This window comes from Pseudomonas sp. NBRC 111138 (assembly GCF_001320835.1).
GTDB classification, from domain to species: Bacteria; Pseudomonadota; Gammaproteobacteria; order Pseudomonadales; family Pseudomonadaceae; genus Aquipseudomonas; species Aquipseudomonas paracarnis.
Genome location: NZ_BCBO01000140.1, coordinates 29,655 through 55,719 on the forward strand (window position 1 = coordinate 29,655; position 26,065 = coordinate 55,719).

The following is a 26,065-nucleotide window of genomic DNA, read 5'->3' on the forward strand; positions in this document are numbered from 1 at the left end:
AGGCAACTTTCGACCCAACCTTAATTACTTTGAGGAGCCGCCCATGTCAGCCCAAGAAGACGTCCGTCCACCCCTGCCGCCGTTTACCCGCGATTCGGCCATCGAAAAAGTCCGCCTGGCGGAAGACGGCTGGAACTCCCGCGACCCACAACGCGTGTCTCTGGCCTACACCCTGGATACGAACTGGCGCAACCGCGCCGAATTTGCCCATAACCGCGAAGAAGCCAAGCAGTTCCTGAGCCGCAAATGGGCCAAGGAGCTGGATTATCGACTGATCAAGGAATTGTGGGCCTTCACCGATAACCGCATCGCGGTGCGCTATGCCTATGAATGGCACGATGATTCGGGTAACTGGTTTCGCTCGTACGGCAATGAGAACTGGGAGTTCGACGAGAACGGCTTGATGGCCAACCGCTTTGCCTGCATCAACGATATGCCGATCAAAGAGAACGAGCGCCAGTTCCATTGGCCGCTGGGGCGGCGCCCGGATGACCATCCAGGCCTGTCAGAGCTGGGGCTATAACCCCGACTCTGCAGACCGAATGAGATCCAATGTGGGAGCTGGCTTGCCTAAGAAAGCGGTGGTGCAGTAACAGATTCAGCGCCTGAAACACCGCCTTCGCAGGCAAGCCAGCTCCCACACTTGGATCGCAGGGCATCAATTGGATCAGCGTCTGCTACAGCCCCCACATTTCTAGTCCTGATTCAGCCCAACCCGATACAACACGCCGTCATCCTCATCGGTCAGCACATACAGAAAGCCATCCGACCCCTGCCGCACATCGCGAATTCGCGCTTTCAATTCGCCCAACAAGCGTTCTTCGTGGATCACCTTGTCCCCCTCGAACTGCAACCGAATCAGCTCTTGGCTGGCCAGCGCGCCGATAAACAGGTTGTGCTGCCATGCCTTGAATCGGTCGGCGTCGTAGAACGCCATGCCACTGATGCCCGGCGATTTCTCCCAGACATGATGGGGCGCCACTGTGCCCTCTGCCGTTTTGCCCTTGGCTTCCGGAATCGGCAGCAGGGAATAGTTGATGCCATGGGTTGCCAACGGCCAACCGTAGTTCTTGCCGCGCTCGATGATATTGACTTCGTCGCCGCCACGGGGCCCGTGTTCATGTTCCCAGATCGTGCCGCTCCAGGGGTTCAGGGCCAGCCCCTGAGGGTTACGCTGCCCGTAGGACCAGATTTCCGGACGCACGCCGGGTTGACCGACAAAAGGGTTGTCGTCCGGCACGCGCCCATCCGGGTAGATGCGCACCACTTTACCTTGCAGCTTGTCCAAGTCTTGGGCCGTGGGGCGGTCGTTGTTCTCCCCGAGAGTCACGAACAGGTAGCCATCACGGTCGAAGGCCAGGCGCGAGCCGAAGTGGTTGCCAGTAGACAGCTTGGGCTCCTGGCGCAGTATCACCTTGAAGTCTTCCAAGCCGCTCAAGTCGGCCGCCAAACGCCCGCGCCCTACGGCTGTACCGGCCTTGCCGCCCTCGCCACCGCCTTCGGCGTACGACAGGTAAACCAGGCGGTCTTGCTTGAAGTCTGGCGACAGCACCACATCCAGCAACCCACCCTGCCCTTTGGCCCATACCTGCGGCACGCCCTTCAAGGGCGCAGACAGCTTGCCGTCCGGGCTCACAAAACGCAGGTTTCCAGGCAGTTCGGTCACCAGGAAACCTTGCTGGTCGGGCAAAAACGCCAGTGCCCACGGATGGTCAAGGCCCTTGGCAACCGGCGTGGCGGTGATGCTGCCTTGCTCGCTGGGGAACTGTTGGCTATCGGCGGCATACGCCGCGCTCAACGGCAGTAACGCGCTGGCGCACAGGGCGGCTAGCAGGGTTTTACTTACAAACATAAGGCGAAATCCTTAGCGGCGATTGCCGTTGGCATCATAGGTGGGCGCTTTGGGTACGGTGGCTGGTCGGCTGGGGGCCGCCTCCTGCTTGGGGTAACGGTTGCCGATGCCGCCGTTTTCCAGCGTCGGCCGCGGGTTTGCCGGGACAGGCTGGATACTGCGAACCGCCGGTGCATTGGGCTGGGTGCCCTGCATGCTATTGGGGTTGGCCCGGTGAATAGGGCCGTAGTCGCTACGCCCTGGCAGATTTTGCGCCTGGGCCAATGGCGCAAGGGCCAGGCCCAGCGCCAATGCTGAAAGATGACGTACACAACGGTTCATGGCCAAACCTCTCTATGCCAAGTACTACGTGCTTTCGATAACACGCTACGCCGTGGGTTCGCGTTGTGACACTAAATAGTTTCTCATCAGGTGTAACACGATCTGTCCGAGCATCTATCCGCCGAAACTTTTGCCGTGCTCTGCGAGTCACCAGCACACAGGCTCTTCGTTGAGGAATAACACCTATGCCACGGGCAATCTGGAAAGGCGCCATCAGTTTCGGCTTGGTTCACATCCCGGTATCGCTGGTCTCGGCGACCTCTTCACAAGGCGTCGACTTCGACTGGCTGGACAAGCGCAGCATGGACCCGGTGGGCTATAAGCGCATCAACAAAACCACCGGCAAGGAAGTCACCAAGGACAATATCGTCAAGGGCGTGGCCTTTGAAAAAGGACGCTATGTGGTGCTCAGCGAAGACGAAATTCGCTCGGCCCACCCCAAGTCCACCCAGACCATCGAAATCATCGCCTTCGTCGCCAGCGACCAGATCCCCCTGCAAAACATCGACACGCCTTACTTTCTCGCCCCGGATAAACGCGGCGGCAAGGTCTATGCACTGCTGCGCGAAGCGCTGAAAAAAACCGGCAAGGTCGCCCTGGCCAATGTGGTGCTGCACACCAAGCAGCATCTGGCTGCGTTGATGCCGCTGGAATCGGCCCTGGTGCTGGTCATGCTGCGCTGGCCCGCCGAAGTGCGCAGCCTGGATGAGTTGGAGTTGGGCAGCGATGTGACAAAGCCGACCCTGGCCAAAGGTGAATTGGACATGGCCAAGCGCCTGGTGGAAGACATGAGCGCCGATTGGCAGCCCGATGAATACCGTGACAGCTTCCAGGACAAGATCAGGGCGCTGGTGGCGAAGAAGGCCAAGGCCGGCAAGATCGAAGATGTGGAAACGGCCGAAGGCGGCGAAGAGCGAAAATCCGCGGATGTCATCGACCTGACGGAACTGCTCAAACGCAGCCTGGCGGGTAAACCTGCGGCGAAAAAGAGCGCCGCGAAAAAGTCCAATAACAAGGCCTCTTGAGCCTGCCATTGACGGGAGAACGACATGGCAAAGCCCCTGAGCGAGTACAACCGCAAGCGCGATTTCAAGATCACCGCCGAACCCGCAGGCAGCTCACCCGCCAGCAAACGTAACGCTTCGGCCCTGAGCTTTGTGATTCAAAAGCATGATGCGCGCAACCTGCATTACGACTTTCGCCTGGAACTGGATGGCGTGCTGTTGAGCTGGGCGGTGCCCAAGGGCCCAAGCCTGGACCCGAGCCAGAAACGCCTGGCGGTGCATGTTGAAGACCACCCACTGAGCTATGGCAGTTTCGAGGGCAGTATCCCCACCGGCCAATACGGTGCGGGGGATGTAATCGTGTGGGACCGAGGCATCTGGCAACCCCACGATGACCCGCGCAAAGCCTACGCGGCGGGTAAACTCAAATTCACCCTGGTGGGTGAAAAACTCTCCGGTGACTGGGCGCTGGTGCGTACCCGCCTAAAGGGCAGCGGTGACAAGGAGCAGTGGCTGTTGATCAAGGAAAACGATCAGCAGGCGCGCCCGGCCTCTGAGTTCGATATTGTCGAGGCCGAGCCCGCCAGCGTGCTCAGCGATGCGGTCGTGGGCAAGCCAAAAGCCAAGGCCAAGACCGCGCCAAAAGCCAAAGCGCCCAAGCGCAACGCTGCCCTGCCTGACGAGTTTGCCCCCCAACTGGCAACCTTGGTCGACCGCGCCCCCGAAGGTGATTGGCGTTACGAAATCAAGTTCGACGGCTACCGCATCATGGCGCGCATTCGCGACGGTGAAGTGCGCCTGTTCACCCGCAACGGCCACGACTGGACCGAGCGCCTGCCGCGTCAGTGCAAAGCCTTGCAAGCGCTCAAGCTCAAAGACAGTTGGCTGGATGGCGAAGTGGTCAGCCTCAATGGCGACGGGCTGCCGGATTTCCAGGCGCTGCAAAACGCATTCGATATCGGCCGCAGCCTGGACATCGTCTATTACCTGTTCGATGCACCCTTTTTGAATGGCCGCGACCAGCGCGAAGACCCGGTCGAAGAGCGTCGGGCTGCGCTTAAATCCGCACTGTCCGCCAGCCGAAGCAAACTGCTGCGCTTCTCCGAAGCCTTTGCCGCCAGCCAGCGCGATATTTTCGAGAGCGCCTGTGACCTGTCGCTCGAAGGCGTGATCGGCAAGCGCGCCGGCAGCCCCTACGTGTCGCGGCGCAGTGCCGACTGGATCAAGCTCAAATGCCGCCTGCGCCAGGAGTTCGTGATTGTCGGCTACACCCGCCCCCAAGGTTCGCGCAGCGGCTTTGGGGCGCTGCTGTTGGCGGTCAACGATGACACCGGCCTGGTATATGCCGGGCGCGTGGGCACGGGCTTTGATCAGGCGGCGCTGAAAACCATCTATGCCAAGCTTACGCCGCTCGAGCGCAAGGACTCGCCACTGCAAAAGCCATTGACCAGTGCCCAGGCCCGCGGCGTGCATTGGGTTGAGCCGAGTCTGGTAGGCGAAGTGCAATTTGCCGAATGGACCCGTGAAGGCGTGGTGCGCCAGGCTGCGTTTGTGAGCCTGCGCACCGACAAGCCAGCCTCGCAGATCATTCATGAACAGCCGCGCGCGGCCAAGTCGGTCAAGGCACCGCAGGCATCGAAAGCCGGTAAAGCGCAGGCAACGGTGAAGAACGTGAAAATCACTCACCCCGAGCGCATTATCGACAAGCACAGCGGCACGCAAAAACAGCAATTGGCACAGTTCTACACCGATATCAGCGAATGGATCCTGCCCTTTCTGCGCGCACGTGCCGTGTCCCTGCTGCGCGCGCCGGAAGGAATCGAAGGTGAGCAGTTCTTCCAGAAACACTCAGAGCGCATGGCAATCCCCCACATCAAGCAATTGGACCCGGCGCTGGATCCAGGCCATGCGCGCCTGATGGAAATAGACAGCGTGGAAGCCCTGGTCGGCGCGGTGCAAATGGGTACGGTCGAGTTTCACACCTGGGGCGCTACCGCAGACAAGATTGAAACGCCCGACCTGTTCGTGCTCGATCTCGATCCGGACCCGGCCTTGCCCTGGAAAGCCATCCTGGAAGCGGCCCAACTGACTCTGTCGGTACTTGATGAGCTGGGCTTGCAGGCTTTCGTCAAAACCAGCGGCGGCAAGGGCCTGCACTTGATCGTGCCATTGGCCCGGCGCGATAACTGGGACACCGTCAAGGCATTCGCCAAAGCCATTGCCCAATTCATGACCCGCCAACTGCCCGAACGCTTTACCGCCACCAGTGGCCCCAAGAACCGCGTGGGCAAGATCTTTATCGATTACCTGCGTAACGCCCGCGGCGCCAGTACCGTGGCGGCGTATTCAGTGCGGGCACGCCCGGGCTTGCCAGTATCGGTGCCGGTGAGTCGAGAGGAGTTGAAAGGATTGCGCGGCGCCCAACAGTGGACAGTGGCGAACCTGCACCAACGGTTGCAGGCCTTGAAGGACGACCCGTGGGCGGGGTATGCCAATCGGCAGAAGATCAGCAAAAAAATGTGGGACAAGTTGGGCGCGCAACCCCCTGGGTGATCCGCGCCCTGAGCCAGGTCAGATAAGAATGAAAATCAGCGCCAGACCGGCAAAGATCGCCCACTTTTCCAGGTAATAGCGCGTGCGGTTGCGCTTTTTGAGCTCCTTGCCACGCAGGCGAATCTTGTACAGCCGGGTGAAGGCACGGTTGAGGCCGCCGGTCTTGTCACCCTCATCGTTGGGCGAACCTGCGGCCGCCATCACATTGCGGCTGAACCAGCGATTGAACGCAGCCGCCCAGCGGTACTTCATCGGCCGTTCGATATCACAGAACAGTATGATGCGGTTCTGTTGGGTGGTGTTTTCCGCGTAGTGAATGTAGGTCTCGTCGAACATCACCGGCTCGCCGTCGCGCCAGTAATAGCTTTCGCCGTCCACGTTGATGTAGCAGCCTGGATCGTTAGGCGTATCCAGCCCCAGGTGATAGCGGTACGAGCCCGCATACGGGTCGCGGTGACGCACCAGCTTGGAGCCCGGTGGCAGTTCAGCGAACATCGCGGCCTTGATCGAGCCGATGCTCTGCACCAGCTCGGTGGTGCGTGGGCACAGCTTCATCGCCGAGGGGTGACTGTCGCCGTACCACTTGAGGTAGAAACGCTTCCAGCCGGTCTTGAAAAACGAGTTGAACCCTACGTCGTTGTATTGCTCCGAGCGTTTGATCTCACCCGCCCGCATCAGATTCTGGCCTTCTTCGCGGATCTCTTCCCAGTGCTCCTGCAATGGGCTCAGGTCTGGAAAGTCGCTGGGCGAAAGGTAGGGACGGCTGGGCTGCTTGGAGAACAGGTACAGGAAACAGTTGATCGGCGCCAGGAACGTCGAGTGATCACTAAGCTGGCGACCCAGCTTGTGTCGCACCCGACCACGCAGGTGTACATACGCAATGGAAGCAACGTAGAGAGCAACAATGATGAGTTTCAAGGGATTCGTCACACGTCAGGGAGAGAACAGGCTGCTCCTGCGGGCCCACAACGGCCGAGGATGGATAAGCAGCACCTGAAATCACAATTCACATACAGGTGACACGGCCGGCGGGATAACCGCCTGCGTGCCACCATTGGCAGTTATTTAGCCACACTTTGTAACCAAAGGTTAACTAAGAATTGTGAAAAGCTGTCTATTGAGTGTGCTGGAGGTAGGAGCAGGCAGGCCCTTGAGCCTGCCTGTTTGAGGGCGTTTGAAGGGTTAAAGCGGCGAATCTTTACCCTCGCGGCGATCCCCTAATGCCGTATAGGGCACGGCCTGAGTGCGGCTGCGAACGAAGTAGCGGATCAGCGCAATCATCAGGCCCAGCAGCAGACCTCCGACAAGGCTCAACGCGATAACCAGCGGCTTTTTCGGCTTGATCGGCGACAGAGGCTCCTGGGCTCGACGGTCAATGGTCACCAGCTTGAGGTTGCTCATATCGATATTCAAACCACGCAACCTGGCGACTTCAGCGCGAAGCGGCTCGACGTCCTGCAAGAAGATGTCTTCATTGCCACGCTTGCGCAGTACCTCAACCTCGCGGTTGCTTTCCAACAGTTGCAAGTCTTTGCCGATCTCGGCAATACGCGGGTTGGTGAAATCGTCGCTGGTACGCTGCTGCAATGCAGCGCGTTCGGCTTCCAGCGCCTCGGTCCCCATGAAATACAGCGGGATCTTCTGGTTGTTCACCTCGGTCCGCATGACCTGGCTCGAACCCGTGCGGGTGGAGTCGGCCATAGAGGACGGCGTTGTTGGTGTACGAATGCCCATGGACTTGGCAATGCTGATAGCTTCGGCCAACTCGGCGAGGCGGTTGGTGCGTTCCATCTTCATCTGCAGGCGCAGGGCGCTAAGTTCATCCTGCAGTTGGGCACGCTTGAGCCGGTCAGCTTCCAGCAGCTTGGCGATTTTCGATTCTTTATCGGTATCGTAATTGGCGCGGGCAGCGTCGATCTTGCCCTTGAGCTCGCTCAAGCGGTTATTGACGATAACCTTCAGGTCGGCACCCACCTGCTGACGCTCGGCGGCGATGGCGTAGTCCACAAAACCGTTGAGGATCGCAACACCATCGACGTCGGTCGGGTATTGCAACTCCAGACGGATATAACTGCTCAACGAATCGGATTTCTTGGGGTCGGGCAGAATCAGATTGACGGAATTGCGGTTGAACGCCTCAAAGCTCTGCTCAAGGGTTTGCCCCGGTTTCTTGAACGCCTTGAACAACTCCTCATGATCCTTGAAGAACCCCAGGCGCGCATCATAGGAATCCAACTGCGCGCCCACCTTGAGCAGCGCATCGGCAGGCGGCAACTTATACACTTCCGAACGGTTCAAGGCGTCCAACTCGTTGATAGCCGCAGGCCGTAACACACTGCTGACCTCATAGGTCTTGGGTGCCAGGAAGGCATAACCTGCGCCTAATACCCCGGCCAGAAGCGTACACCCGACCACCAGCTTTTTTTGTCGCCAGATGGCGTGAAACAATTCAAATAAATCAATTTCATCAGACGCTGCGGAAGGCGGAAGCGGGGAAGTACGATTCAAAATAAGAACACCTTAAAATAATACTAAAAGGCCATCATTCTCAGAAGTCTGAATGACTTCAAAAATCAGGGACAACGCCCTGGATACGGCAGACCAGTGGCGATGTGACCACTCAGTCCCCTGAAATATCCCACAAACTTAGGGATTATTTCGGTTTCATTTCGGTGAGTAAGCCAAATCACACAGCCATGTCAGACTGATCTGGCTGCAAGCGTAGTCAATCCAACATGAAAAAGCTGTCAAATACCTGTCTTATAAAGAAAAAAATTTCGCCTTCATGGGGGACAGTGGCAGTCTCAATACAATTGAACATTTTTTTGAACAGCAATAAGGAGTTTGCATGTCACCGCTTTCAGCCTCGGACTTTCACGCACTGCAAGGCAAATGGGAACAAACAGCCCTTGAAGACAGTGGCGTGCTCAACCCCGTGGATGCTCACAGCGCACCGGGAGCAATGACGACAATTGCGGGGGATCGCTTCGAAGTGACCACGGTCAGTGGCGAAATATTATTGGCGGGGCGGTTCGTACTGGACGCCAGTACCACGCCCAAAAGCATCACCTGGACGGACGCCATCGGCGAAGATGCAGGCAAGCAACTCCCCGCCAGTTACCGGCTCGACGGCGATGATTTCGTGTTTATCGCAGCGGATGAGGGCATGCCCAGGCCCACTGTATTCAGCACTGGTCCGGGGCAAACCATGCGCACCTTCGTGCGGCGCTCTTGATCAAATGTGGGAGCTGGCTTGCCTGCGATAGCGGTGGGTCAGTCAACTAATCTGTCACTGATACACCGCTATCGCAGGCAAGCCAGCTCCCACAGGTTTGAACGCGGGGCGTCAGGCAGATAGGCGGTGGCTGGCAGGCCGTTACGGGAGCAAGCTCCCTCGCCACAGGTGGACACATAAGACGTGATTATCCGATTTGATCACGGCATTTTCACAAGGCCTTCACTTTTCGACCTATAGGGTGAAGCCTACCTACTCCAGTGAATCCCTTGGCCCGCCTTCTCCTCGCGGGCCTTTTTTTGCGTGTGCAAACCTTGATCAGCCATCACGCCTGATCGCTGTCATGGTAAAGCACAGGGGCAGTTGCGCGGCCTGATGCTCATATTGATCGTAGAGTTCTTCCCGGTTTGAATGCGGGTATTCCTGCAAATGAGCGATCTGCATCTGCGCTGCGATAGCCCCGCTGACCACACTGCCCAGGGTATGTACATACCAATAGGAGGTCGGCCCGGGCCGCTCATCCTTCCCTTCATAGACAATTGCCTCCTGCAGCACAAAGGGTTCACGCTGGAAGTAAGAACTGGCAGGCAGCATAGGGTTGGCCCCATAGGGGTCAAACATCTCAAGAAAGGGATGGGTTTCGTACATGACCAACGTACCGCCGGGCTTCAGCACACTGGCAACCTGGCGCATGAACAACGCCACATCCGGCATCCAGCCCAGCACGCCGATGGTCACCAGGGCAATATCGAACCGTGCCCGCAAACCCTCGGGCAAATGGTGGATATCGGTCTCAATGAACTCAGGGCTGTGTGGCGAGGCCTCGGCCAACTCCCGCGCCTGTTCAAGAAACGCCCGGGATTGATCAACCCCCACCACCGAACGGGCGCCCAAGCCATACAACGAAAGGCTTTCGCGCCCGTTGTTGCAGCACAATTGCACCACGTCCTTGCCCACCACGCCTACCTCTTGCAGCAAGGTGGTGATGGTCGGGTCAAGGCAGGAAAAATCAGGCTCGGCTACCGAGTCCAGCAGTGCCGCCCAGGTCGCGGTGTCTTTATGCAACCCGGCGGATTCGTCCCAGGCATTTCTATTGCTGGCGATCGCCTCTTGCGCTGAGGGCATGTCCATTGCTTCTCCAGAAATTCATTCCAGTGGGCTTCGGAAAGTAAATTAAATGCGCGCAGGAGGAAACCCTGGCCCACCGCGAAACTTATCACCCAGCCCACCAGTCATTAATTCAACGCGTGTTCAGCCCCTGAACGCCGCTCTTGAAGGTCGCATCGTGGCCCGTCATTCAGACCTGCGCATCGCTTTATCCCTGGACAGCCTGAACTTCTTTCTCGCCGATGTGCGCGACGGTCTCGGACCGTACCTGGCGATCTACCTGCTGGCCGTGCATCAATGGGAGCCGGCCAGCATTGGCGTGGTCATGACCCTCGCAGGCATCGCTGCCTTGCTGACCCAAGGCCCCGCGGGTGCGTTGATCGACCGCACTCGCAGCAAACGTGCGGTGGTCGCCCTGGCCGCGCTGTTGGTGACGGGCAGTTGCCTGATGCTGCCCTTTGTCAGTTCATTTGGCTGGGTGGCGTTGACCCAGGCCGCCAGCGCCGTAGCAGCCTCTGTCTTTGCCCCAGCAATTTCCGCCATTTCGCTGGGGATCACCGGGCCGCGTGCCTTCACCCGGCGTACCGGGCGCAACGAGACTTTCAACCATGCCGGCAATGCCGTGGCCGCATTGCTGGCCGGCGGGCTGGCCTACCTGTTCGGGCCGGTGGTGGTGTTCTACCTGATGGCGTTCATGGCCGTCGCCAGTGTCATTGCGGTCAGTTGCGTGCCGGCAAAGGCGATTGACCATGAGGTCGCCCGTGGTTTTGATCCGGCCCATCACACCGACCACGAACAGCCCTCGGGGCTTAACGCGCTGCTCACCAACCAACCGCTGCTACTGTTCGCCATCTGCTGCGCACTGTTTCACCTGGCCAATGCCGCGATGCTGCCGTTGGTCAGTCAGAAACTGGCGCAGATCAATCTGCAGATGGCTACCCCGCTGACTTCAGCCTGCATTGTCGCCGCACAGTTGGTGATGGTGCCGATGGCCTGGCTGGTCGGGCTCAAGGCCGATATCTGGGGGCGCAAGCCACTGCTGCTTGCCGGTTTCCTGATACTGCCGTTGCGTGGCGTGCTCTATACCCTATCCAGCGACCCATATTGGTTGGTAGCCGTGCAGATGCTCGACGGTATCGGCGCTGGTATTTTCGGCGCCCTGTTCCCGGTAATCGTCAAGGACCTTACCCAAGGCACTGGCCGCTTCAACGTCAGCCTGGGCGCCCTCTCCACCGTATTCGGCCTGGGCGCGGCACTCAGTAACAGCCTGGCCGGTTTCGTGGTGCAGCAGGCTGGCTACAACGCGGCCTTCCTGACGTTGGCAGCGGTTGCAGCCGCTGCCTTGATGCTGTTGTGGCTGGCTATGCCTGAGACATTGGCAAAACCATCCTTCGCTCGCCATACAACTGTCGCCTGACATATGCGACAATGCGCGCCAAATTCCAACACACATCCCCAATTTTGTGTTCAGCGACCGGGTTTCGCGCCTTGATGTCGCTGTTGACGCATGCCTGAAGGCACCTGCCGTCACGCTCGCAACCCATTGATAGGTAAAGTAATTGATCTCCACAGCTAACATCACCATGCAGTTCGGCGCCAAGCCGCTCTTCGAGAACGTCTCGGTCAAGTTCGGCGCCGGCAACCGCTATGGTCTGATCGGTGCCAACGGTTGCGGCAAGTCGACCTTCATGAAAATCCTCGGTGGCGACCTCGACCCGTCCGGCGGCCAGGTCATGCTGGAGCCGAATGTGCGCTTGGGTAAACTGCGCCAGGACCAGTTCGCCTACGAAGAATTCACCGTGCTCGACACCGTGATCATGGGCCACGAGGAGCTGTGGAAGGTCAAGGCCGAACGCGACCGCATCTACTCGCTGCCGGAAATGAGCGAAGAAGACGGCATGGCCGTGGCCGAGCTGGAAACCGAGTTCGCCGAGATGGACGGCTACACCGCCGAATCCCGCGCCGGCGAGCTGCTGCTGGGCCTGGGTATTCCCCTGGAACAGCATTTCGGCCCGATGAGCGAAGTGTCCCCCGGCTGGAAGCTGCGCGTACTGCTGGCCCAGGCGCTGTTCTCCGACCCGGAAGTGCTGTTGCTCGACGAACCGACCAACCACTTGGACATCAACACCATCCGCTGGCTGGAAAACATCCTGACCCAGCGCTCCAGCCTGATGATCATCATCTCTCACGACCGTCACTTCCTGAACAGCGTGTGCACCCACATGGCTGACCTGGACTACGGCGAGCTGCGCCTGTTCCCGGGCAACTACGACGAGTACATGACCGTGGCGACCCAGTCCCGCGAGCAACTGCTGTCGGACAACGCCAAGAAGAAAGCGCAGATCTCCGAACTGCAATCCTTCGTCAGCCGCTTCTCGGCCAACGCCTCGAAAGCCAAGCAGGCGACCTCCCGTGCCAAGGCGATCGACAAGATCCAGCTGGCCGAAGTCAAGCCATCGAGCCGTGTGAGCCCGTTCATCCGTTTCGAGCAGAACAAAAAGTTGCACCGCCAGGCGGTCATGGTCGAAAAGATGGCCAAAGGTTTTGACGGCAAGCCGCTGTTCAAGGATTTCAGCTTCCAGGTTGAAGCCGGCGAGCGCGTGGCGATCATCGGCCCCAACGGTATCGGCAAGACCACCCTGCTGCGCACCCTGGTCAACGAACTGACCCCGGACGCCGGTAGCATCAAGTGGACCGACGCCGCCGAACTGGGCTACTACGCCCAGGACCACGCCCACGACTTCGAAGACGACGTGAGCCTGTTCGACTGGATGGGCCAGTGGACCCAAGGCGAGCAAATGATTCGTGGCACCCTGGGCCGCATGTTGTTCTCCAACGACGAAATCCAGAAGTCGGTCAAAGTGATCTCCGGTGGTGAACAAGGTCGCATGCTGTTCGGCAAGCTGATCCTGCAAAAGCCCAACGTGCTGATCATGGACGAACCGACCAACCACTTGGACATGGAATCCATCGAGGCGCTGAACCTGGCGCTGGAGAACTACCCGGGCACGCTGATCTTCGTCAGCCACGACCGCGAGTTCGTATCGTCCCTGGCCACCCGCATCATCGAGTTGAGCCCAAGCGGCGTGATCGACTTCAGCGGCACCTATGACGACTACCTGCGTAGCCAGGGTGTGGTGTTCTAAGAACAGCACTTAGCTGCAAGCAAAAGCCCTGTCCCTGTGACAGGGCTTTTTTGCATACGCTCTACTACTGTAGGAGCGAGCTTGCTCGCGAAAAACCTGAGGACGCCGCGCAGAATCAGGCAACCCGCGTTATCGTTGACGTTCTTCGCGAGCAAGCTCGCTCCTACAGTAATGCGGGATATGCCATGATGCTTTACCGCCCGCCAGCGATTGAGTACTCATGCCTGCCGCCCCCTCCTCCCTGTCGATCACCCTGCAGATCGTTTCCATCGTTTTCTACACCTTCATTGCCTTTATCTGCATCGGCCTGCCGATAGCGGTGATTCCAGGCTATGTGCACGAGCAACTGGGTTTCAGCGCCGTGGTGGCCGGGGTGACCATCGGTTCGCAGTACCTGGCCACGCTGCTCAGCCGTCCGATGGCCGGGCGGATGTCGGATAACGTCGGTACCAAACGCGCGATCGTGCTGGGCCTGGCCGGCATTCTGATCAGCGGTGTACTGACCTTTATCGCCACGCTGCTGGAAAGTCTGCCGAGCTTGAGCCTGGGTATTCTGATCGCCGGTCGCCTGTTACTCGGCGTGGCCCAGGGCCTGATTGGCGTGGGGACCATCAGTTGGTGCATGGGCGCGGTGGGCGCCGAGCACATCGCACGCTCGATTTCCTGGAATGGCATCGCCTCCTACGGCGCGATTGCGATTGGTGCGCCACTTGGCGTGGTGATGGTGGCTGATTACGGCTACACCAGCCTCGGTCTTGCCCTGACGGTGTTGGCGGCGTTGGGCCTGGTGCTGATCCGCAATAAACCGTCGGTGCCGGTGGTACGTGGCGAGCGGCTGCCGTTCTGGGCGGTGTTCGGGCGTATCGCACCATTCGGCGCCAGCCTGTGCCTGGCTTCGATTGGCTACGGCACGTTGACGACCTTTATCACCCTGTATTACCTGAATCGTGGCTGGGCCGGTGCGGCGTATTGCCTGACGGTATTTGGTGTGTGCTTTATTCTCTCGCGCCTGGTGTTTATCTCAGCCATCAGCCGGTTTGGCGGGTTCACCGCCGCCATCGCCTGCATGCTCATCGAAACCCTGGGCCTGACGCTGCTGTGGCTGGCACCGTCTACCAGCGTGGCCTTGATCGGCGCAGGGTTGACCGGTTTTGGTTTGTCGCTGGTTTACCCGGCGCTCGGCGTGGAAGCTATCAAGCAAGTGCCGGACAGCAGCCGCGGCGCGGGGCTGAGTGCGTATGCGGTATTTTTCGACCTGGCCCTGGCGATTGCCGGGCCGTTGATGGGCGCCGTGGCGTTGAATCTTGGCTACGGCTGGATATTCTTCTGCGCCGCGTTGCTGTCGGTCAGCGCGCTCGCGCTGACCGTACTGCTCAGACGCCGCGCCTACTGATCAGCCGTCTGCAGGCCGGCACGCGTTGCCTCACCGAGGGTGCGACTGAAAAAGCGCCCGGCCTCGGAGACCATATCGCGGTGAATCCCTTCGCGGTCGACACCATCGGCATCGGTGCAGATGCCTGGCATTGTCGCTAGCTGATCACTGTCGCACGGGGCCATGAATACAAAGTGCCCTGCCCCGGCCAACAGCTTGAAGTCCGGCGGCTCTGGCAGTTTGCGCGCCAGGGCGGCGGCGTTTTTGTCCACCGCCACCAACTGGTCGCCATCGCCACTGTAGAGCAGCACTGGCACATGCACGTCCGCCAGGGTATGGCGACCAAACATCAAGCTCAGCGGCGCCATCAGCATCAACGCATGGATGCGCGGGTCAGCCTGGGGTTGCAAGTCGTCGCGATCAACCACCAACTCGCCCTTGGTGGTGCACGCGTCGCGGTCTTCGGGGCGTTCCTGGCAGTAGCGGCGCAGACGTTCGAAATCCGGCTTGGCGCCCGCCAGGATCAATGCCGTTTCGCCACCGGCGGAATAACCAATGACGCCGATCTGATCGACATCGACAAAGGGCGACAGCATCGGATCGGCCAGGGTGGCGGTGATCGCCTGGGATATCTGGATCGGCCGGCCATACAGATTACTCACGGTGCCCAGGCGGCTGTGGTCCTTATAGTTGTCGCCGGGATGCAGGACCGCCACCACTACGAACCCCTTACGCACCAGTGACGTAGCCAGGTCGTGCAGGGCCAGGGGCGTGCCGGTGTTGCCGTGGGACAGCATCAGCATCGGAAAACGGCCGATAGCAACCTTGGCATCTTCACTGGCCGCGACCTGATAGGCGCCCAGCGGCGTGGTGCGTTCGGTATCGGTGGAAGGGTAAAACGCGATGGCCTTCATCGGCTGCGAATCCAGCGGGTCGAGCACACTCATGCGATGAAACCCCACACTCCAATGGGGGTGCGGTGCCGGCGCGGCGTGCACTGAAACCAGGCCGCCCAACAGCGAAAGTACCAAAACAGCACAAAGACGCATCATGGGGACGTCCACCTTTGCTGCACAAGAACCGGCCTGTCGAATAAAAAGTCCAGGGTATCGAAGGGATGTGTGCATAACCTGGGCCACAACGAAAAAACTCCGTACTCCGCTCGCGTTCAGGCGATCAGAATACAGAGTTTAGGCGCTCGGTTTCAGAATGAAACCGAGGACAGGACAAATTTACATAAGCCTTACGCAGCGGCGAACAGTTGCTCGTTGATGCGCACGTTGGCGTCGCTCATGGCTTTGCTGCGCACTTCATCACCGTAGGCCAGGCCTTCAGCGCGAACAATCTCAATGTCGGTGATGCCCAGGAAGCCGAATAGCAGCTTCAAGTAGCCTTCGTGGGCAGCGCCCGAGGCTTGGTCGGCATGCAGACCGCCGGCGGTGGAGACAATAATGACTTTCTTGTTGCCGCACAGGCCTTCAGGGCCGGCTTCGGAGTAACGGAAGGTCTGGCCGGCCACTGCGATGCGGTCAATCCAGGCTTTCAATTGGGTGGGAATGGTGAAGTTGTACATCGGCGCACCGACTACCACGGCATCGGCGGCGAGAAACTCAGCCAGCGACGACGCACTCAGTTCAGCCTCGTGCTTTTGCGCCGCATCGCGCAGTTCGGCAGCAGTGCCCAATGCACCCAAGGTAGCGCCGGAGAAATGGTTGATGCCTTCGCTGGCGAGGTCGCGGTAGGTCACTTCCACACCCGGCTGCGCGGCTTGCCATGCCTTGACCACACCGGCGCTGAGCTGACGGGAGGCCGAGTTGTCGCCGAGGATGCTGGAATCAATGTGCAACAGTTTCATGATGGATCTCCGAGGTGGGATCGACAGTGGCGATCAGATGGTGGTGATGCTACGCATGAAACCAATGGTCGATAAGCCAGCTGAAATGCGATAGTTTGTCCCACTGACAGGACAATAGGCCCACCATGCAAGACCTCAACGACCTCTACTATTTCGCCAAAGTCGTCGAAGCCGGCGGTTTTGCTGCGGCTGGCCGGCTACTCGGCATTCCCAAATCCAGGCTTTCACGGCGCATTGCCGAACTGGAAGACCGCCTGGGTGCACGCTTGCTGCAACGCACCACCCGGCAACTGACGCTCACCGCCGTCGGCGAACGCTACCTGCGCCACTGCCAGGCCATGCTGCTTGAAGCGGAAATGGCCGACGAGGCCGTGGCCAGTATGTCCAGCGAACCACGGGGGCGCTTGCGGGTCAGTTGCCCGGTGGGCCTGGCCCAGCAGATCCTGCCGGAGCTGGTAGCCGGTTTTCTGGCCGCGCACCCGTTGGTGCAGTTGGACATGACCCTGGTGAATCGCCGCGTCGACCTGGTGGCCGAAGGCATTGATGTAGCGCTGCGCGTACGCGAACTGGGCGACGAAGACCCGTTGCTGGTCACCAAACGCCTGCGCCAGGCGCATACCGTGCTGGTGGCCAGCCCCGTTTTCATGCGTGAGCGGCGGGTCGAAACCCTGGAAGACCTCAAGCAGTTGCCAATCCTTGGCGCACTCGAGGCGGACCGAATGGTGCACCAACGCATCATCGACCCCCAGGGCAACATGCATGAGCTAGTGATGGAGGCGCGCCTGGGCATCGAAGACTTTATCGTGCGCAAGGCCAGCGCAATGATGGGCGTGGGCTTTACGGTGCTGCCAATGATGTACTGCGAAGAAGAACTGGCCAGCGGCCGGCTGGTGCAACTGCTGCCGCAATGGTCATTGCCAGGCGGCTGGCTGCAGGCGGTATACCCGCACCGGCGCGGCGTGCTGCCGGCCATCCGGGCCTGGATCGACTATCTGGAAGAAGGCTTCAAAGGCTGTGGAGATCGGCTGTTATGAGCATGACGGAAGAACAAGTCGCACGTTTTTGCCTGAGCCTGCCAGGCGCACGGGAAGACTATAAATGGGGTGGCGTGCGGGTGTTTTCGATTGCTGGCAACAAGATGTTCGCCTTGCAGAACCTGCGCGGTGAGTCGCTGGCCTTCAAGGTCGACAAAGAACTGTTCCTGGGTCACGTCGACCGCCCGGGCATTCACCCGGCGCCTTACCTGGCGAGGGCGCAGTGGGTCATCATGAACACGCCCTACCCTTTGGGCGCAGAGGAACTGCGTGGCCTGTTGCAGCGCTCCCACCAGTTGGTGGTGAGCAAGCTGCCCAAGCGCACACAGATTGGCTTGCGGCTAGAGGATTGACAGCAAGGTGCCGCCGAGGAACAGCTGGTCCAGCCAGAACACCTGGTGCAACAGCACAATCACCCAGAACAACACCTGGTAAGACACCTTGCGCGTCTTGTGCCGGAACACCTGTTGGGCGATCAACGCCCCCGGCCAACCGCCCGCCAACTCCACCGCATGCAGGATGTTTTCCGGGGTGCGCCAGCCTTCGGTCTGCGCCTTGCGCTTATCGCTCCAGTACAAGAAGAACGCCACCACGCTGACCACGCCATAGGCCATCAACGGAATTACCGTTTCGCCGCGATACCACAGCAACGCCGAGCCGAGCAGCGGCGCGGCACACAGTAGTACAAAGATCAGCGCCTTCAGGCGTGGGTGCTGGATCGTCATGGTTTGATCGCAGTCCAGTCGATCCAGCCGAACTGCCAGGTCGCCAGGATCACCAGGCCGAACGCAATCCGGTACCAGGCAAACGCCGCGTAGCTGTGGCTGGCGATGAACTTGAGCAGGGCCTTGACCGCGATCATGGCGAAGATGAACGAGGTGACAAAGCCAATGGCGAACACCGGCAGGTCCGCGGGCTGGAACAGGTCACGGTATTTATAGCCCGAGTACACCGCCGCACCGACCATGGTCGGCATCGCCAGGAAGAACGAGAACTCGGTAGCTGTCTTGCGCGACAGGCCGAACAACAGGCCGCCGATGATCGTTGCACCGGAGCGCGAAGTGCCCGGGATCATCGCCAGGCACTGGGCCAGGCCGACCTTGAGGGCGTCTTTCCAGGTGATGTCGTCGACGGTTTCAGCCCGCACTGCATGTTGACGGCGCTCGGCCCACAACATGATCACGCCACCCACTACCAGGGCAGTCGCTACAGTGATCGGGTTAAACAGGTAGTGCTTGATCAGGTCGGCAAAAATCACCCCCAATACCACCGCCGGCAACACGGCGATGATCAGGTTGACGGTAAAGCGCCGAGCTTGGGGCTGGGTCGGCAGGCCGATAACCACGTCAAAGATCTTGCGTCGAAACTCCCAGACTACCGCCAGGATCGCGCCCAACTGGATGATGATATTGAAGGCTTCGAAACGCTCGCCGCCAAAATTGATCAGGTCGGCGACGATGATCTGGTGGCCAGTGCTGGAGATCGGCAAGAACTCCGTAAGCCCCTCGACGATGCCGAGAATCAATGCCTGTATGGCGGTCCAAAAATCCATGTTGTCTCCAAAGGTCATGCGCGCGGCATGCCTCTTAGTCTTTTTTAAGTTCACTGACGACGAGCGCACACAAGCGCCCGCAGTTGATTCTCAACGCCGGTCTGCAAAAATTCCGTGAAAAATCAGGCAGTACTCAGGTTTTTCGATTCCGGGCCGAAAGCCTATCAGACACGCCGGAAATCTCGAAGCAGCACCACAATTATAAAGAGCAGGGAGTGACAGGACGATGAACAGTTTGCGCAGCATGTCGATCAGCCGCCGCCTTTGGCTGATCCTGATAGTCGCCGTGTTGATGCTGCTGGCCTTGGGGCTGTTGATGCTCAACCAGATCCACGGCGACCTCTACCAGGCCAAGCGCCAGCAGACCCAGCACGTGGTACAGACCGCCAGTGGCGTACTCAGCTATTACCAGAACCTGGAGAAAACCGGCGTACTGACCCGCGACGCCGCGCAACAACAGGCCTTGAGCGCGGTGCGCGGCCTGCGTTACGACCACGATGATTACTTCTGGATCAACGACCTCACCCCCGTGATGATCATGCACGCGGCCAACCCCAAGCTCGACGGTCAGAACCTCTCGGCAATTCGCGACCCGGACGGTTTCGCCGTGTTCAACGAATTCGTGAGCCTGGCCAAGGCCAAGGGCGCCGGCATCGTCAACTACCGCTGGCCGAAACCCGGCGCCGAAGCGCCGGTAGAGAAAACCTCGTACATCCAACTGTTCGAACCCTGGGGCTGGATTATCGGCTCCGGCGTCTACGTCGACGATGTACAGGCTGAATTCAGGGGCCAGGTGTGGAAAGCCTCGGCCATTGGCCTGGGCATTGCGTTGATGATGGCCGTGCTGGTGGTGTTGATCGCTCGCAGCATCGTGCAGCCGTTGCAGGCGGCGGTGAATGCCATGGGTAATATCGCCAGCGGCGAAAGCGACCTGACCCACAGCCTCGACACCCACGGTCGTGACGAACTGACCGCACTGGCCCAGCACTTCAATAGCTTCACCGCCAAGCTGCGCCAGGTTGTCGGCCAGTTGCAGGTGTGCGCGAACGCCCTGGGCCAGTCGTCCACCGAGCTGGGCCACAACGCCAGCCAGGCCCATGACCGCAGCCAGCAGCAATCGCAGCAGATGGAACTGGTGGCCACCGCCATCAATGAAGTCACCTACGGCGTGCAGGACGTAGCGAAGAATGCCGAACATGCCGCCAGCGAAATGCGCGATGCCCAGGCCCAGGCACAACAGGGCCAGGTCAACATCGACGGCAGCTTGCAGCAGATCGACCAGCTCTCCACCACCATCAACCAGGCTGTAGAGGTGATCCGCACACTCTCCAGCGAAAGCACGCAGATCGGCGGGGTACTGGAGGTGATCCGCTCCATCGCCGACCAGACCAACCTGCTCGCCCTCAACGCCGCCATCGAAGCCGCCCGCGCCGGGGAGCAAGGCCGTGGGTTTGCGGTGGTCGCCGATGAGGTGCGGCTGCTGGCCCAGCGCACGCAGAAATCCACCGCCGAGATCCAGGTAATGATCGAGCGCCTGCAAGGTCACTCGGAAGCGGCGGTCAAGGTCATCAGCGACAGCCACAGCGCCTCGCAACTGACCATCGAGCAAGCCGGCCAGGCCGGTGCAAGCCTCACCGCCATCGGCCAGGCACTGCACAACCTCAACGGCCTGAACGCCTCGATTGCCAGCGCCACCCTGCAGCAGGCCCATGTGGTGGAAGACATCAACCAGAACGTCACCCAAGCGGCCGGGCTGTCCCACAGCACGGCGCTGGCGGCGGAGCAATCGAGCGTGGCGAGTGCGCAGTTGCGTGGCTTGAGTGAGCAGCTTGATGGGTTGCTGCGCCAATTCCGAATCTAGCGCTGATTAGCCTTTTGTAGGAGCGAGCTTGCTCGCGAAAAACCCATAGGCACCGCGGTTATTCAGACAATACGCGGTAACCTTGACGATCTTCGCGAGCAAGCTCGCTCCTACAGAGGGCAATGACGCATTGCTGTGTTTGAGGATCGGTGAGCTCTGGGTACAATCACCGCCCTCTCCCACTCTCCCAAGGATCCACCATGTCCGGGCTTGAACTGTTCGCCGCCGCCCTGGGGGTGATCGCTGTCTGGCTGACGGTCAAACAAAACCCCTGGTGCTGGCCCATCGGCCTGGTGATGGTGTTGCTCTACACCTGGGTGTTTTTCGAGGTCAAGCTCTACTCGGACATGCTGCTGCAAGTGGTCTACGCGGCGCTGCAAGTTTACGGTTGGTGGCAGTGGACCCGCGCTGGCGAGGTCAAGCAAGGCCGCCAGGTCACCAGCCTGAAAGCGCCGGCAATCATGGCCAGCCTGGCTGTGGGCGCCGTCGGCAGTCTGCTGCTGGGCGCCGCCATGGCCCACTGGACTGACGCCGCCCAGCCCTGGCTCGACGCCGCCCTCACAGGCTTCAGCCTGGTCGCGCAGATGTGGATGGCGCAAAAACGCGTACAGTGCTGGCCGTTGTGGATTGTGGTGGATGTGATCTTCGTCGGCCTGTTCCTCTACAAAGGCCTCTATCTCACGGCTGCACTCTATGCATTGTTTACCGTGATTGCCGTGCAAGGCTGGCGCGAGTGGCGCGCCGACGCGGCGTTACGCGCATGAAAGTGGTGGTATTGGCGGGCCCCGAATCCAGCGGCAAGAGCTGGCTGGCGGCGCAGTTGCACACGCGCTTCGGCGGGTTGATGGTGGGGGAATATGTGCGGTACTTCATCGATCAGCATCAGCGCGACACCACTCTGGCGGATATCCCGGCCATTGCCCAGGGCCAGTTGGCCTGGGAGGACGCCGCCCGCGCCAAACGCCCCCCCTTGCTGATCCTTGACACCCACCTGCTGACCAACAAGCTCTGGAGCCAGACCCTGTTCGGCGGCTATCCCGGCTGGCTTGATGACGAACTTCTGGCGCGGCATTACGACCTGCACCTGCTGCTCTCACCCGAGGATGTGGAATGGAGTGCCGACGGCCAGCGCTGCCAGCCGGAACTGGCGGATCGCCGGGCGTTTTTTCAGGCCAGCCTGGAGTGGATGCAGGAGCATCGACAACCACTGGTGGTGATTGGCGGGGATTGGGAGCAGCGCCGCCAGGCGGCATTTACCGCCGTCAAGCAGTTGCTCGCCTTCCCCCTGTAGGAGCGAGCTTGCTCGCGAAAAACCGGAGTGCGCCGCTGTGAATCAGGCACCCCGCGTTATCGTTAACGATCTTCGCGAGCAAGCTCGCTCCTACACCAACGGTGTGAAGCCTTAGTAACCCAACGACAAGCCCGTATTGCGTCGCGGATCGTTCGCCCCATAGAAACGGTTGTTACCCACCGGCTTGCCATCCAGAGCAGGCGCACCGACCAGGATCGCCGCCAAATGGTTGGCATCTTGCGGACCAGCAAACTTATGGCCCCAGCTCTCGAGAATCTTCTGGGTATCCGGGCTCACGGCAAACGTCTCAAGGTTGGTGGTCTCAGGCATCCACTGCTGGTGGAAGCGCGGCGCGTCCACGGCTTCCTGGATATTCATCTTGTAGTCGATGACATTCAGGATGGTCAGCAAGGTGGCAGTGATGATGCGACTGCCCCCCGGTGTACCGACGACCATCACCGCCTTGCCGTCCTTGGTGACGATGGTCGGGCTCATCGACGACAGCGGCGCCTTGCCCGGTGCGATGGCGTTGGCTTCGCCCTGCACCAGCCCGTACATGTTCGGCACGCCGACCTTGACGGTGAAGTCGTCCATTTCATCGTTGAGAATCACCCCGGTCTTGCTCGCCATCACCCCGGCGCCAAACCAGTCGTTGAGGGTATAGGTCACCGAGACCGCGTTGCCCCATTTGTCGACGATGGAATAGTGGGTGGTGTTATTGCCTTCATGGGGCGATACACCCGGTTTGATTGCCTGGGAATCACCGGCCTTTTGCGGTTCGATCGCCGCACGCAGCTTGGCCGCGTAGTTCTTGTCCAGCAGATGCTCGATGGGGTTCTTCACGAAGTCCGGGTCACCGAGATAGCTGTTGCGGTCCACGTAGGCGTGGCGCATCGCTTCGATCTGGTAGTGCAGTCCCTGTGCCGAGTGATAGCCCAGGTCGGCCATTGGGTAGCCTTCGAGGATGTTCATGATCTGGCAGATCACCACACCGCCGGAGCTGGGTGGCGGCGCCGAGACCACATGGTAGCCACGGTAGTCGCACTCGATGGGGGCCAGTTCGCGGGTTTTGTAGGCGTCGAGGTCGGCCTGGGTGATGATGCCTTTGCCGGCCTGGCTGGAATCCACTACCGCCTTGGCGACCCAGCCTTTATAGAAACCGTCGGTGCCCTTGGCCGAGATTGCCTTGAGGGTCTTGGCCAGGTCCTTCTGCACCAGCTTTTGGCCTACCTGCATCGGCTCGCCGTTATGCAGGAAGATGCCACGCATATCCTGGTCTTTTTCGAACTCACCGGTGGCGGTGTGCAACAGGTCGATATCGCCCTGCTCCAGCGCAAAGCCGTTTTCCGCCAGCTTGATCGCCGGGGCAATCACTTGGGCGCGCTTGAGGGTGCCGTATTTGCTCAGGGCCAGCTCCATGCCGGACACCGTGCCTGGTACGCCGACCGCCAAATGGCCTTTGGCGCTGAGGCCCTCGACCACATTGCCGGCCTTGTCGAGGTACATATCGGCCGTCGCCGCCAACGGGGCTTTTTCGCGGAAGTCGAGGAAGGTCTTGCGCCCGTCCGCCAGTTGCACCGTCATGAAACCGCCACCGCCCAGGTTGCCCGCCGCCGGGTACACCACCGCCAGTGCGTAACCCACTGCCACCGCCGCATCGACCGCGTTGCCGCCGGCCTTGAGCACATCGACCCCCACATGGGTTGCCAGGTGCTGGGCCGTGACCACCATGCCATTTTCACCCGCAACCGGGGCTTGGGAAGCTGCATGCACCCCGTTGATCGTTAATACCAGCGCGGTAGCAATCAAGGTGTGACTCAAGGGTTGGTATTTCATCCATGGCTACTCTGATTATTGAGATGCACCAAAATAGCCCCTCGCTGATTCAATCCCCAGCGCAATGGCGTTTTTATTACAGAACTTGTCGGTCATGGAACGCACACCGCTGTGCAAGGCGGCAATCAGCTCTGGCCTATAAAATTAATGGCGCTAGAATCGGCGCCATTCTTTCGCCGCCGCCCTGATACGAGCCTGTCCATGAGCTTTGATTTCGACACGATCCACCCACGCTTCGATACCGGCAGTACCAAGTGGAGCCGTTACCCGCAAGACGTTCTGCCGATGTGGATCGCCGACATGGACATCGCCGCGCCGCCCGCCATTTTGCGCGCCCTGCACGCGCGCCTGGACCAGCAGATTCTCGGCTACAGCGTGGCCGGCCCGGACGTGCGCGTCGCCATCGTCGCTGACCTGTGGGCCAAGTACGCCTGGCGCGTGCAGCCCGAAGAACTGTTGTTCCTGCCCGGCGTCGAGCCTGGTTTCAATATGGCCCTGCACGCATTCGTCCAGCCCGGCCAGGCGGTGGTGCTGCAAACCCCCAACTACCGGCCGATTCGCCTGGCGCCGGGCAACTGGAATCTGCCACGCATCGAAATGCCGTTCGAGTTGCTCAACGGCGAATACGTCACGCCTATGTCTGCGATGCGCCAGGCATTGAGCGGTGCCGGTGCGTTGCTGCTGAGTAATCCGCACAACCCCATCGGCAAGGTATTTCCCCGGGAGGAACTGACGGCGGTAGCCAATGCCTGCCTGGAAGCTGGCGCGCTGATCATCAGCGACGAGATCCACGCAGAGCTGTGCTTCGACGGCCGTCGCCATATCCCCACCGCCAGCCTCAGCCCCGAGATTGCCCAGCGCACCATCACCCTGATGTCGGCGAGCAAGGCTTATAACGTGGCCGGCTTGAAGACCTGCTTTGCGGTGGTCCAGAACGCGGCAGTGCGCGAGCGTTTCAATAACGCGCGCTGCGGCATGGTCGACAGCGTCAGCCCCATGGGCCTGGAAGCCACCCGAGCCGCCTACAGCCAATGCGGCGACTGGCTCGCTGCGCTGTTGCAGTACCTGCAGGCCAACCGTGACTACCTGCTCGATGCAGTAAAGACCCGCTTGCCTGGTGTGGTGATGCATGCACCACAGGGCACCTTCCTGGCGTGGCTCGATTGCAGCGCTCTTGGCCTGGATGACCCGCAGCAGTTTTTCCTGGAGCAGGCCAAGGTCGGCCTGAGTTCAGGGATCGAATTTGGCGATGACAGCCAGCAGTTCGTGCGCCTGAACTTCGGTTGCCCACGGGCGATGCTGGAGGAAGGTATACAGCGCATGGAACGTGCCTTGCGCCAGCGCTAACCTGCCCGACGAGGCATTCGTGGGAGGGGCAGGCAATCCCCTCCCACATTATTCATTCACAACTTGGCGATGGACACTTCAGTCGATTTCACGAAGGCAATCACTTCACTGCCCACCTTCAATTCCAGATCACGCACCGAACGTGTGGTAATCACCGACGTCACAATGCCAGACGCGGTTTGCACATCGATTTCCGACACCACTTCCCCCAGTAGAATCTCCTTGATCACGCCTTTGAACTGGTTGCGCACGTTGATCGCTTTGATGGTCATGTCGGCTTTCCTTTTGGCTGTTGGGTCAATCCGCACGAATGCGCAGGCCCTCAAATTGCGCCTCGATAGAAAAGATTAAAAGGAATAAATAACTATTTATCTATTCCATAAAGACATATTGAGTAAATATTCTTCGCCTCCCATCTGCCCGGCGCCCAACGTTCGGCAGCGACTTATAACCGCACATCTTGTGCGTTGACCAACCTTGTTACACACCATATAGTGTGCCCACAAACAAAACAGACCACTACATAGTGTGCAGAATCGGTATTTACCGACCACACTCAGCGCAGTATTTCAATGCCTGGTAGCCTGCAAATCGCACATTTTTTGGACGGGTTGAACACCGTCAGAACGGATCAGAAGGGAGTATTTCAATGCTGAGTTGGGATGAAGTCGATAACGAAGACACCGGTGCAGCGGTGAT

Annotated in this window: 24 protein-coding genes; 13 read left to right on the top strand and 11 right to left on the bottom strand. The window is 59.8% G+C overall.

The window, feature by feature from the left end:
* Window positions 1–43: 43 nt before the first annotated feature.
* Window positions 44–523 carry a nuclear transport factor 2 family protein gene (locus APH41_RS24060; RefSeq protein WP_054895928.1) on the top strand — a complete coding sequence of 160 codons (480 nt, stop codon included), beginning with the start codon at window positions 44–46 and terminating at the stop codon, window positions 521–523.
* 171 nt (window positions 524–694) lie between these two features.
* Here the strand turns inward: APH41_RS24060 and APH41_RS24065 are convergent, their stop codons facing one another.
* Window positions 695–1,852 (bottom strand): PQQ-dependent sugar dehydrogenase, encoded by a 1,158-nt coding sequence (locus APH41_RS24065; RefSeq protein WP_054921922.1) that lies wholly within the window; start codon window positions 1,850–1,852, stop codon window positions 695–697.
* Window positions 1,853–1,864: 12 nt separating this feature from the next.
* A complete protein-coding gene (locus APH41_RS24070; protein WP_054921925.1) occupies window positions 1,865–2,173 on the bottom strand; it encodes a hypothetical protein in 309 nt (102 codons plus the stop codon).
* Window positions 2,174–2,358: 185 nt separating this feature from the next.
* Between APH41_RS24070 and APH41_RS24075 the strand changes: the two genes are divergently transcribed.
* Complete coding sequence (locus APH41_RS24075; RefSeq protein ID WP_034127353.1) at window positions 2,359–3,198, top strand: Ku protein; 840 nt, start codon at window positions 2,359–2,361, stop codon at window positions 3,196–3,198.
* Between the two features lie 24 nt (window positions 3,199–3,222).
* Window positions 3,223–5,730 (top strand): DNA ligase D, encoded by a 2,508-nt coding sequence (gene ligD / locus APH41_RS24080; protein WP_054921927.1) that lies wholly within the window; start codon window positions 3,223–3,225, stop codon window positions 5,728–5,730.
* A gap of 18 nt (window positions 5,731–5,748) precedes the next feature.
* On the opposite strand, the gene lpxO is transcribed toward ligD, so the two are convergent.
* Both lpxO and APH41_RS24090 read right to left on the bottom strand, forming a co-directional pair.
* On the bottom strand, window positions 5,749–6,648 hold the full coding sequence (lpxO, locus tag APH41_RS24085; RefSeq protein ID WP_014718362.1) for a lipid A hydroxylase LpxO: 900 nt from the start codon (window positions 6,646–6,648) through the stop codon (window positions 5,749–5,751).
* A 264-nt stretch (window positions 6,649–6,912) separates the two neighbouring features.
* Entirely contained in the window at window positions 6,913–8,238 is a 1,326-nt protein-coding gene (locus tag APH41_RS24090; protein ID WP_054895931.1) for a Wzz/FepE/Etk N-terminal domain-containing protein, read from the bottom strand.
* Window positions 8,239–8,578: 340 nt separating this feature from the next.
* Here APH41_RS24090 and APH41_RS24095 point away from each other — a divergent pair, with 340 nt between their 5' ends.
* Window positions 8,579–8,965 carry a TIGR03067 domain-containing protein gene (locus APH41_RS24095; protein WP_054921930.1) on the top strand — a complete coding sequence of 129 codons (387 nt, stop codon included), beginning with the start codon at window positions 8,579–8,581 and terminating at the stop codon, window positions 8,963–8,965.
* Window positions 8,966–9,283: 318 nt separating this feature from the next.
* Here the strand turns inward: APH41_RS24095 and APH41_RS24100 are convergent, their stop codons facing one another.
* The gene (locus tag APH41_RS24100) at window positions 9,284–10,096 is read right to left on the bottom strand and encodes a bifunctional 2-polyprenyl-6-hydroxyphenol methylase/3-demethylubiquinol 3-O-methyltransferase UbiG (protein WP_054921933.1); all 813 of its coding nucleotides are present in this window, start codon (window positions 10,094–10,096) and stop codon (window positions 9,284–9,286) included.
* Window positions 10,097–10,250: 154 nt separating this feature from the next.
* On the opposite strand from APH41_RS24100, the gene APH41_RS24105 reads away from it, so the two are divergent.
* The 3 genes from APH41_RS24105 (at window position 10,251) to APH41_RS24115 (ending at window position 14,611) form a co-directional block, all read left to right on the top strand.
* A complete protein-coding gene (locus APH41_RS24105; RefSeq protein WP_054921935.1) occupies window positions 10,251–11,489 on the top strand; it encodes an MFS transporter in 1,239 nt (412 codons plus the stop codon).
* 142 nt (window positions 11,490–11,631) lie between these two features.
* A complete protein-coding gene (locus APH41_RS24110) occupies window positions 11,632–13,218 on the top strand; it encodes an ABC-F family ATPase (RefSeq protein WP_003191057.1) in 1,587 nt (528 codons plus the stop codon).
* A 220-nt stretch (window positions 13,219–13,438) separates the two neighbouring features.
* Window positions 13,439–14,611 carry an MFS transporter gene (locus APH41_RS24115; RefSeq protein WP_054895935.1) on the top strand — a complete coding sequence of 391 codons (1,173 nt, stop codon included), beginning with the start codon at window positions 13,439–13,441 and terminating at the stop codon, window positions 14,609–14,611.
* Here the strand turns inward: APH41_RS24115 and APH41_RS24120 are convergent.
* Window positions 14,605–15,642, bottom strand: a complete 1,038-nt coding sequence (locus APH41_RS24120; protein ID WP_034127346.1) for a dienelactone hydrolase — start codon at window positions 15,640–15,642, stop codon at window positions 14,605–14,607. The two genes, APH41_RS24115 and APH41_RS24120, sit on opposite strands and share 7 nt — an antisense overlap.
* A 191-nt stretch (window positions 15,643–15,833) precedes the next feature.
* Entirely contained in the window at window positions 15,834–16,445 is a 612-nt protein-coding gene (locus tag APH41_RS24125) for an FMN-dependent NADH-azoreductase (RefSeq protein WP_034127345.1), read from the bottom strand.
* Between the two features lie 125 nt (window positions 16,446–16,570).
* Here APH41_RS24125 and APH41_RS24130 point away from each other — a divergent pair, with 125 nt between their 5' ends.
* Both APH41_RS24130 and APH41_RS24135 read left to right on the top strand, forming a co-directional pair.
* Window positions 16,571–17,479, top strand: a complete 909-nt coding sequence (locus tag APH41_RS24130) for a LysR substrate-binding domain-containing protein (RefSeq protein WP_014718355.1) — start codon at window positions 16,571–16,573, stop codon at window positions 17,477–17,479.
* A complete protein-coding gene (locus tag APH41_RS24135) occupies window positions 17,476–17,832 on the top strand; it encodes an MmcQ/YjbR family DNA-binding protein (protein WP_034127343.1) in 357 nt (118 codons plus the stop codon). Before APH41_RS24130 ends, APH41_RS24135 begins: the two co-directional genes overlap by 4 nt.
* Here APH41_RS24135 and APH41_RS24140 read toward each other — a convergent pair.
* Window positions 17,821–18,204: a DUF1294 domain-containing protein gene (locus tag APH41_RS24140; protein ID WP_034127342.1), complete on the bottom strand. Its 384-nt coding sequence runs from the start codon at window positions 18,202–18,204 to the stop codon at window positions 17,821–17,823. The two genes, APH41_RS24135 and APH41_RS24140, sit on opposite strands and share 12 nt — an antisense overlap.
* Window positions 18,201–19,031, bottom strand: a complete 831-nt coding sequence (locus APH41_RS24145) for an undecaprenyl-diphosphate phosphatase (protein ID WP_054921938.1) — start codon at window positions 19,029–19,031, stop codon at window positions 18,201–18,203. Before APH41_RS24145 ends, APH41_RS24140 begins: the two co-directional genes overlap by 4 nt.
* Before the next feature lie 226 nt (window positions 19,032–19,257).
* On the opposite strand from APH41_RS24145, the gene APH41_RS24150 reads away from it, so the two are divergent.
* The 3 genes from APH41_RS24150 to APH41_RS24160 all read left to right on the top strand — a co-directional run bounded on the left by APH41_RS24150 (window position 19,258) and on the right by APH41_RS24160 (window position 22,183).
* Complete coding sequence (locus tag APH41_RS24150) at window positions 19,258–20,892, top strand: methyl-accepting chemotaxis protein (protein ID WP_054921941.1); 1,635 nt, start codon at window positions 19,258–19,260, stop codon at window positions 20,890–20,892.
* A gap of 200 nt (window positions 20,893–21,092) precedes the next feature.
* A complete protein-coding gene (pnuC, locus tag APH41_RS24155) occupies window positions 21,093–21,656 on the top strand; it encodes a nicotinamide riboside transporter PnuC (protein ID WP_054921943.1) in 564 nt (187 codons plus the stop codon).
* Entirely contained in the window at window positions 21,653–22,183 is a 531-nt protein-coding gene (locus tag APH41_RS24160; protein WP_054921946.1) for an AAA family ATPase, read from the top strand. The genes pnuC and APH41_RS24160 overlap by 4 nt, the downstream gene beginning before the upstream one ends.
* Window positions 22,184–22,294: 111 nt before the next feature.
* On the opposite strand, the gene ggt is transcribed toward APH41_RS24160, so the two are convergent.
* Complete coding sequence (gene ggt / locus APH41_RS24165; protein WP_054921949.1) at window positions 22,295–24,019, bottom strand: gamma-glutamyltransferase; 1,725 nt, start codon at window positions 24,017–24,019, stop codon at window positions 22,295–22,297.
* A gap of 201 nt (window positions 24,020–24,220) precedes the next feature.
* Here ggt and APH41_RS24170 point away from each other — a divergent pair, with 201 nt between their 5' ends.
* The gene (locus APH41_RS24170) at window positions 24,221–25,366 is read left to right on the top strand and encodes a MalY/PatB family protein (protein ID WP_054921951.1); all 1,146 of its coding nucleotides are present in this window, start codon (window positions 24,221–24,223) and stop codon (window positions 25,364–25,366) included.
* Between the two features lie 56 nt (window positions 25,367–25,422).
* Here the strand turns inward: APH41_RS24170 and APH41_RS24175 are convergent, their stop codons facing one another.
* Window positions 25,423–25,638: a molybdopterin-binding protein gene (locus tag APH41_RS24175; protein ID WP_003173733.1), complete on the bottom strand. Its 216-nt coding sequence runs from the start codon at window positions 25,636–25,638 to the stop codon at window positions 25,423–25,425.
* Between the last annotated feature and the right edge of the window lie 427 nt (window positions 25,639–26,065).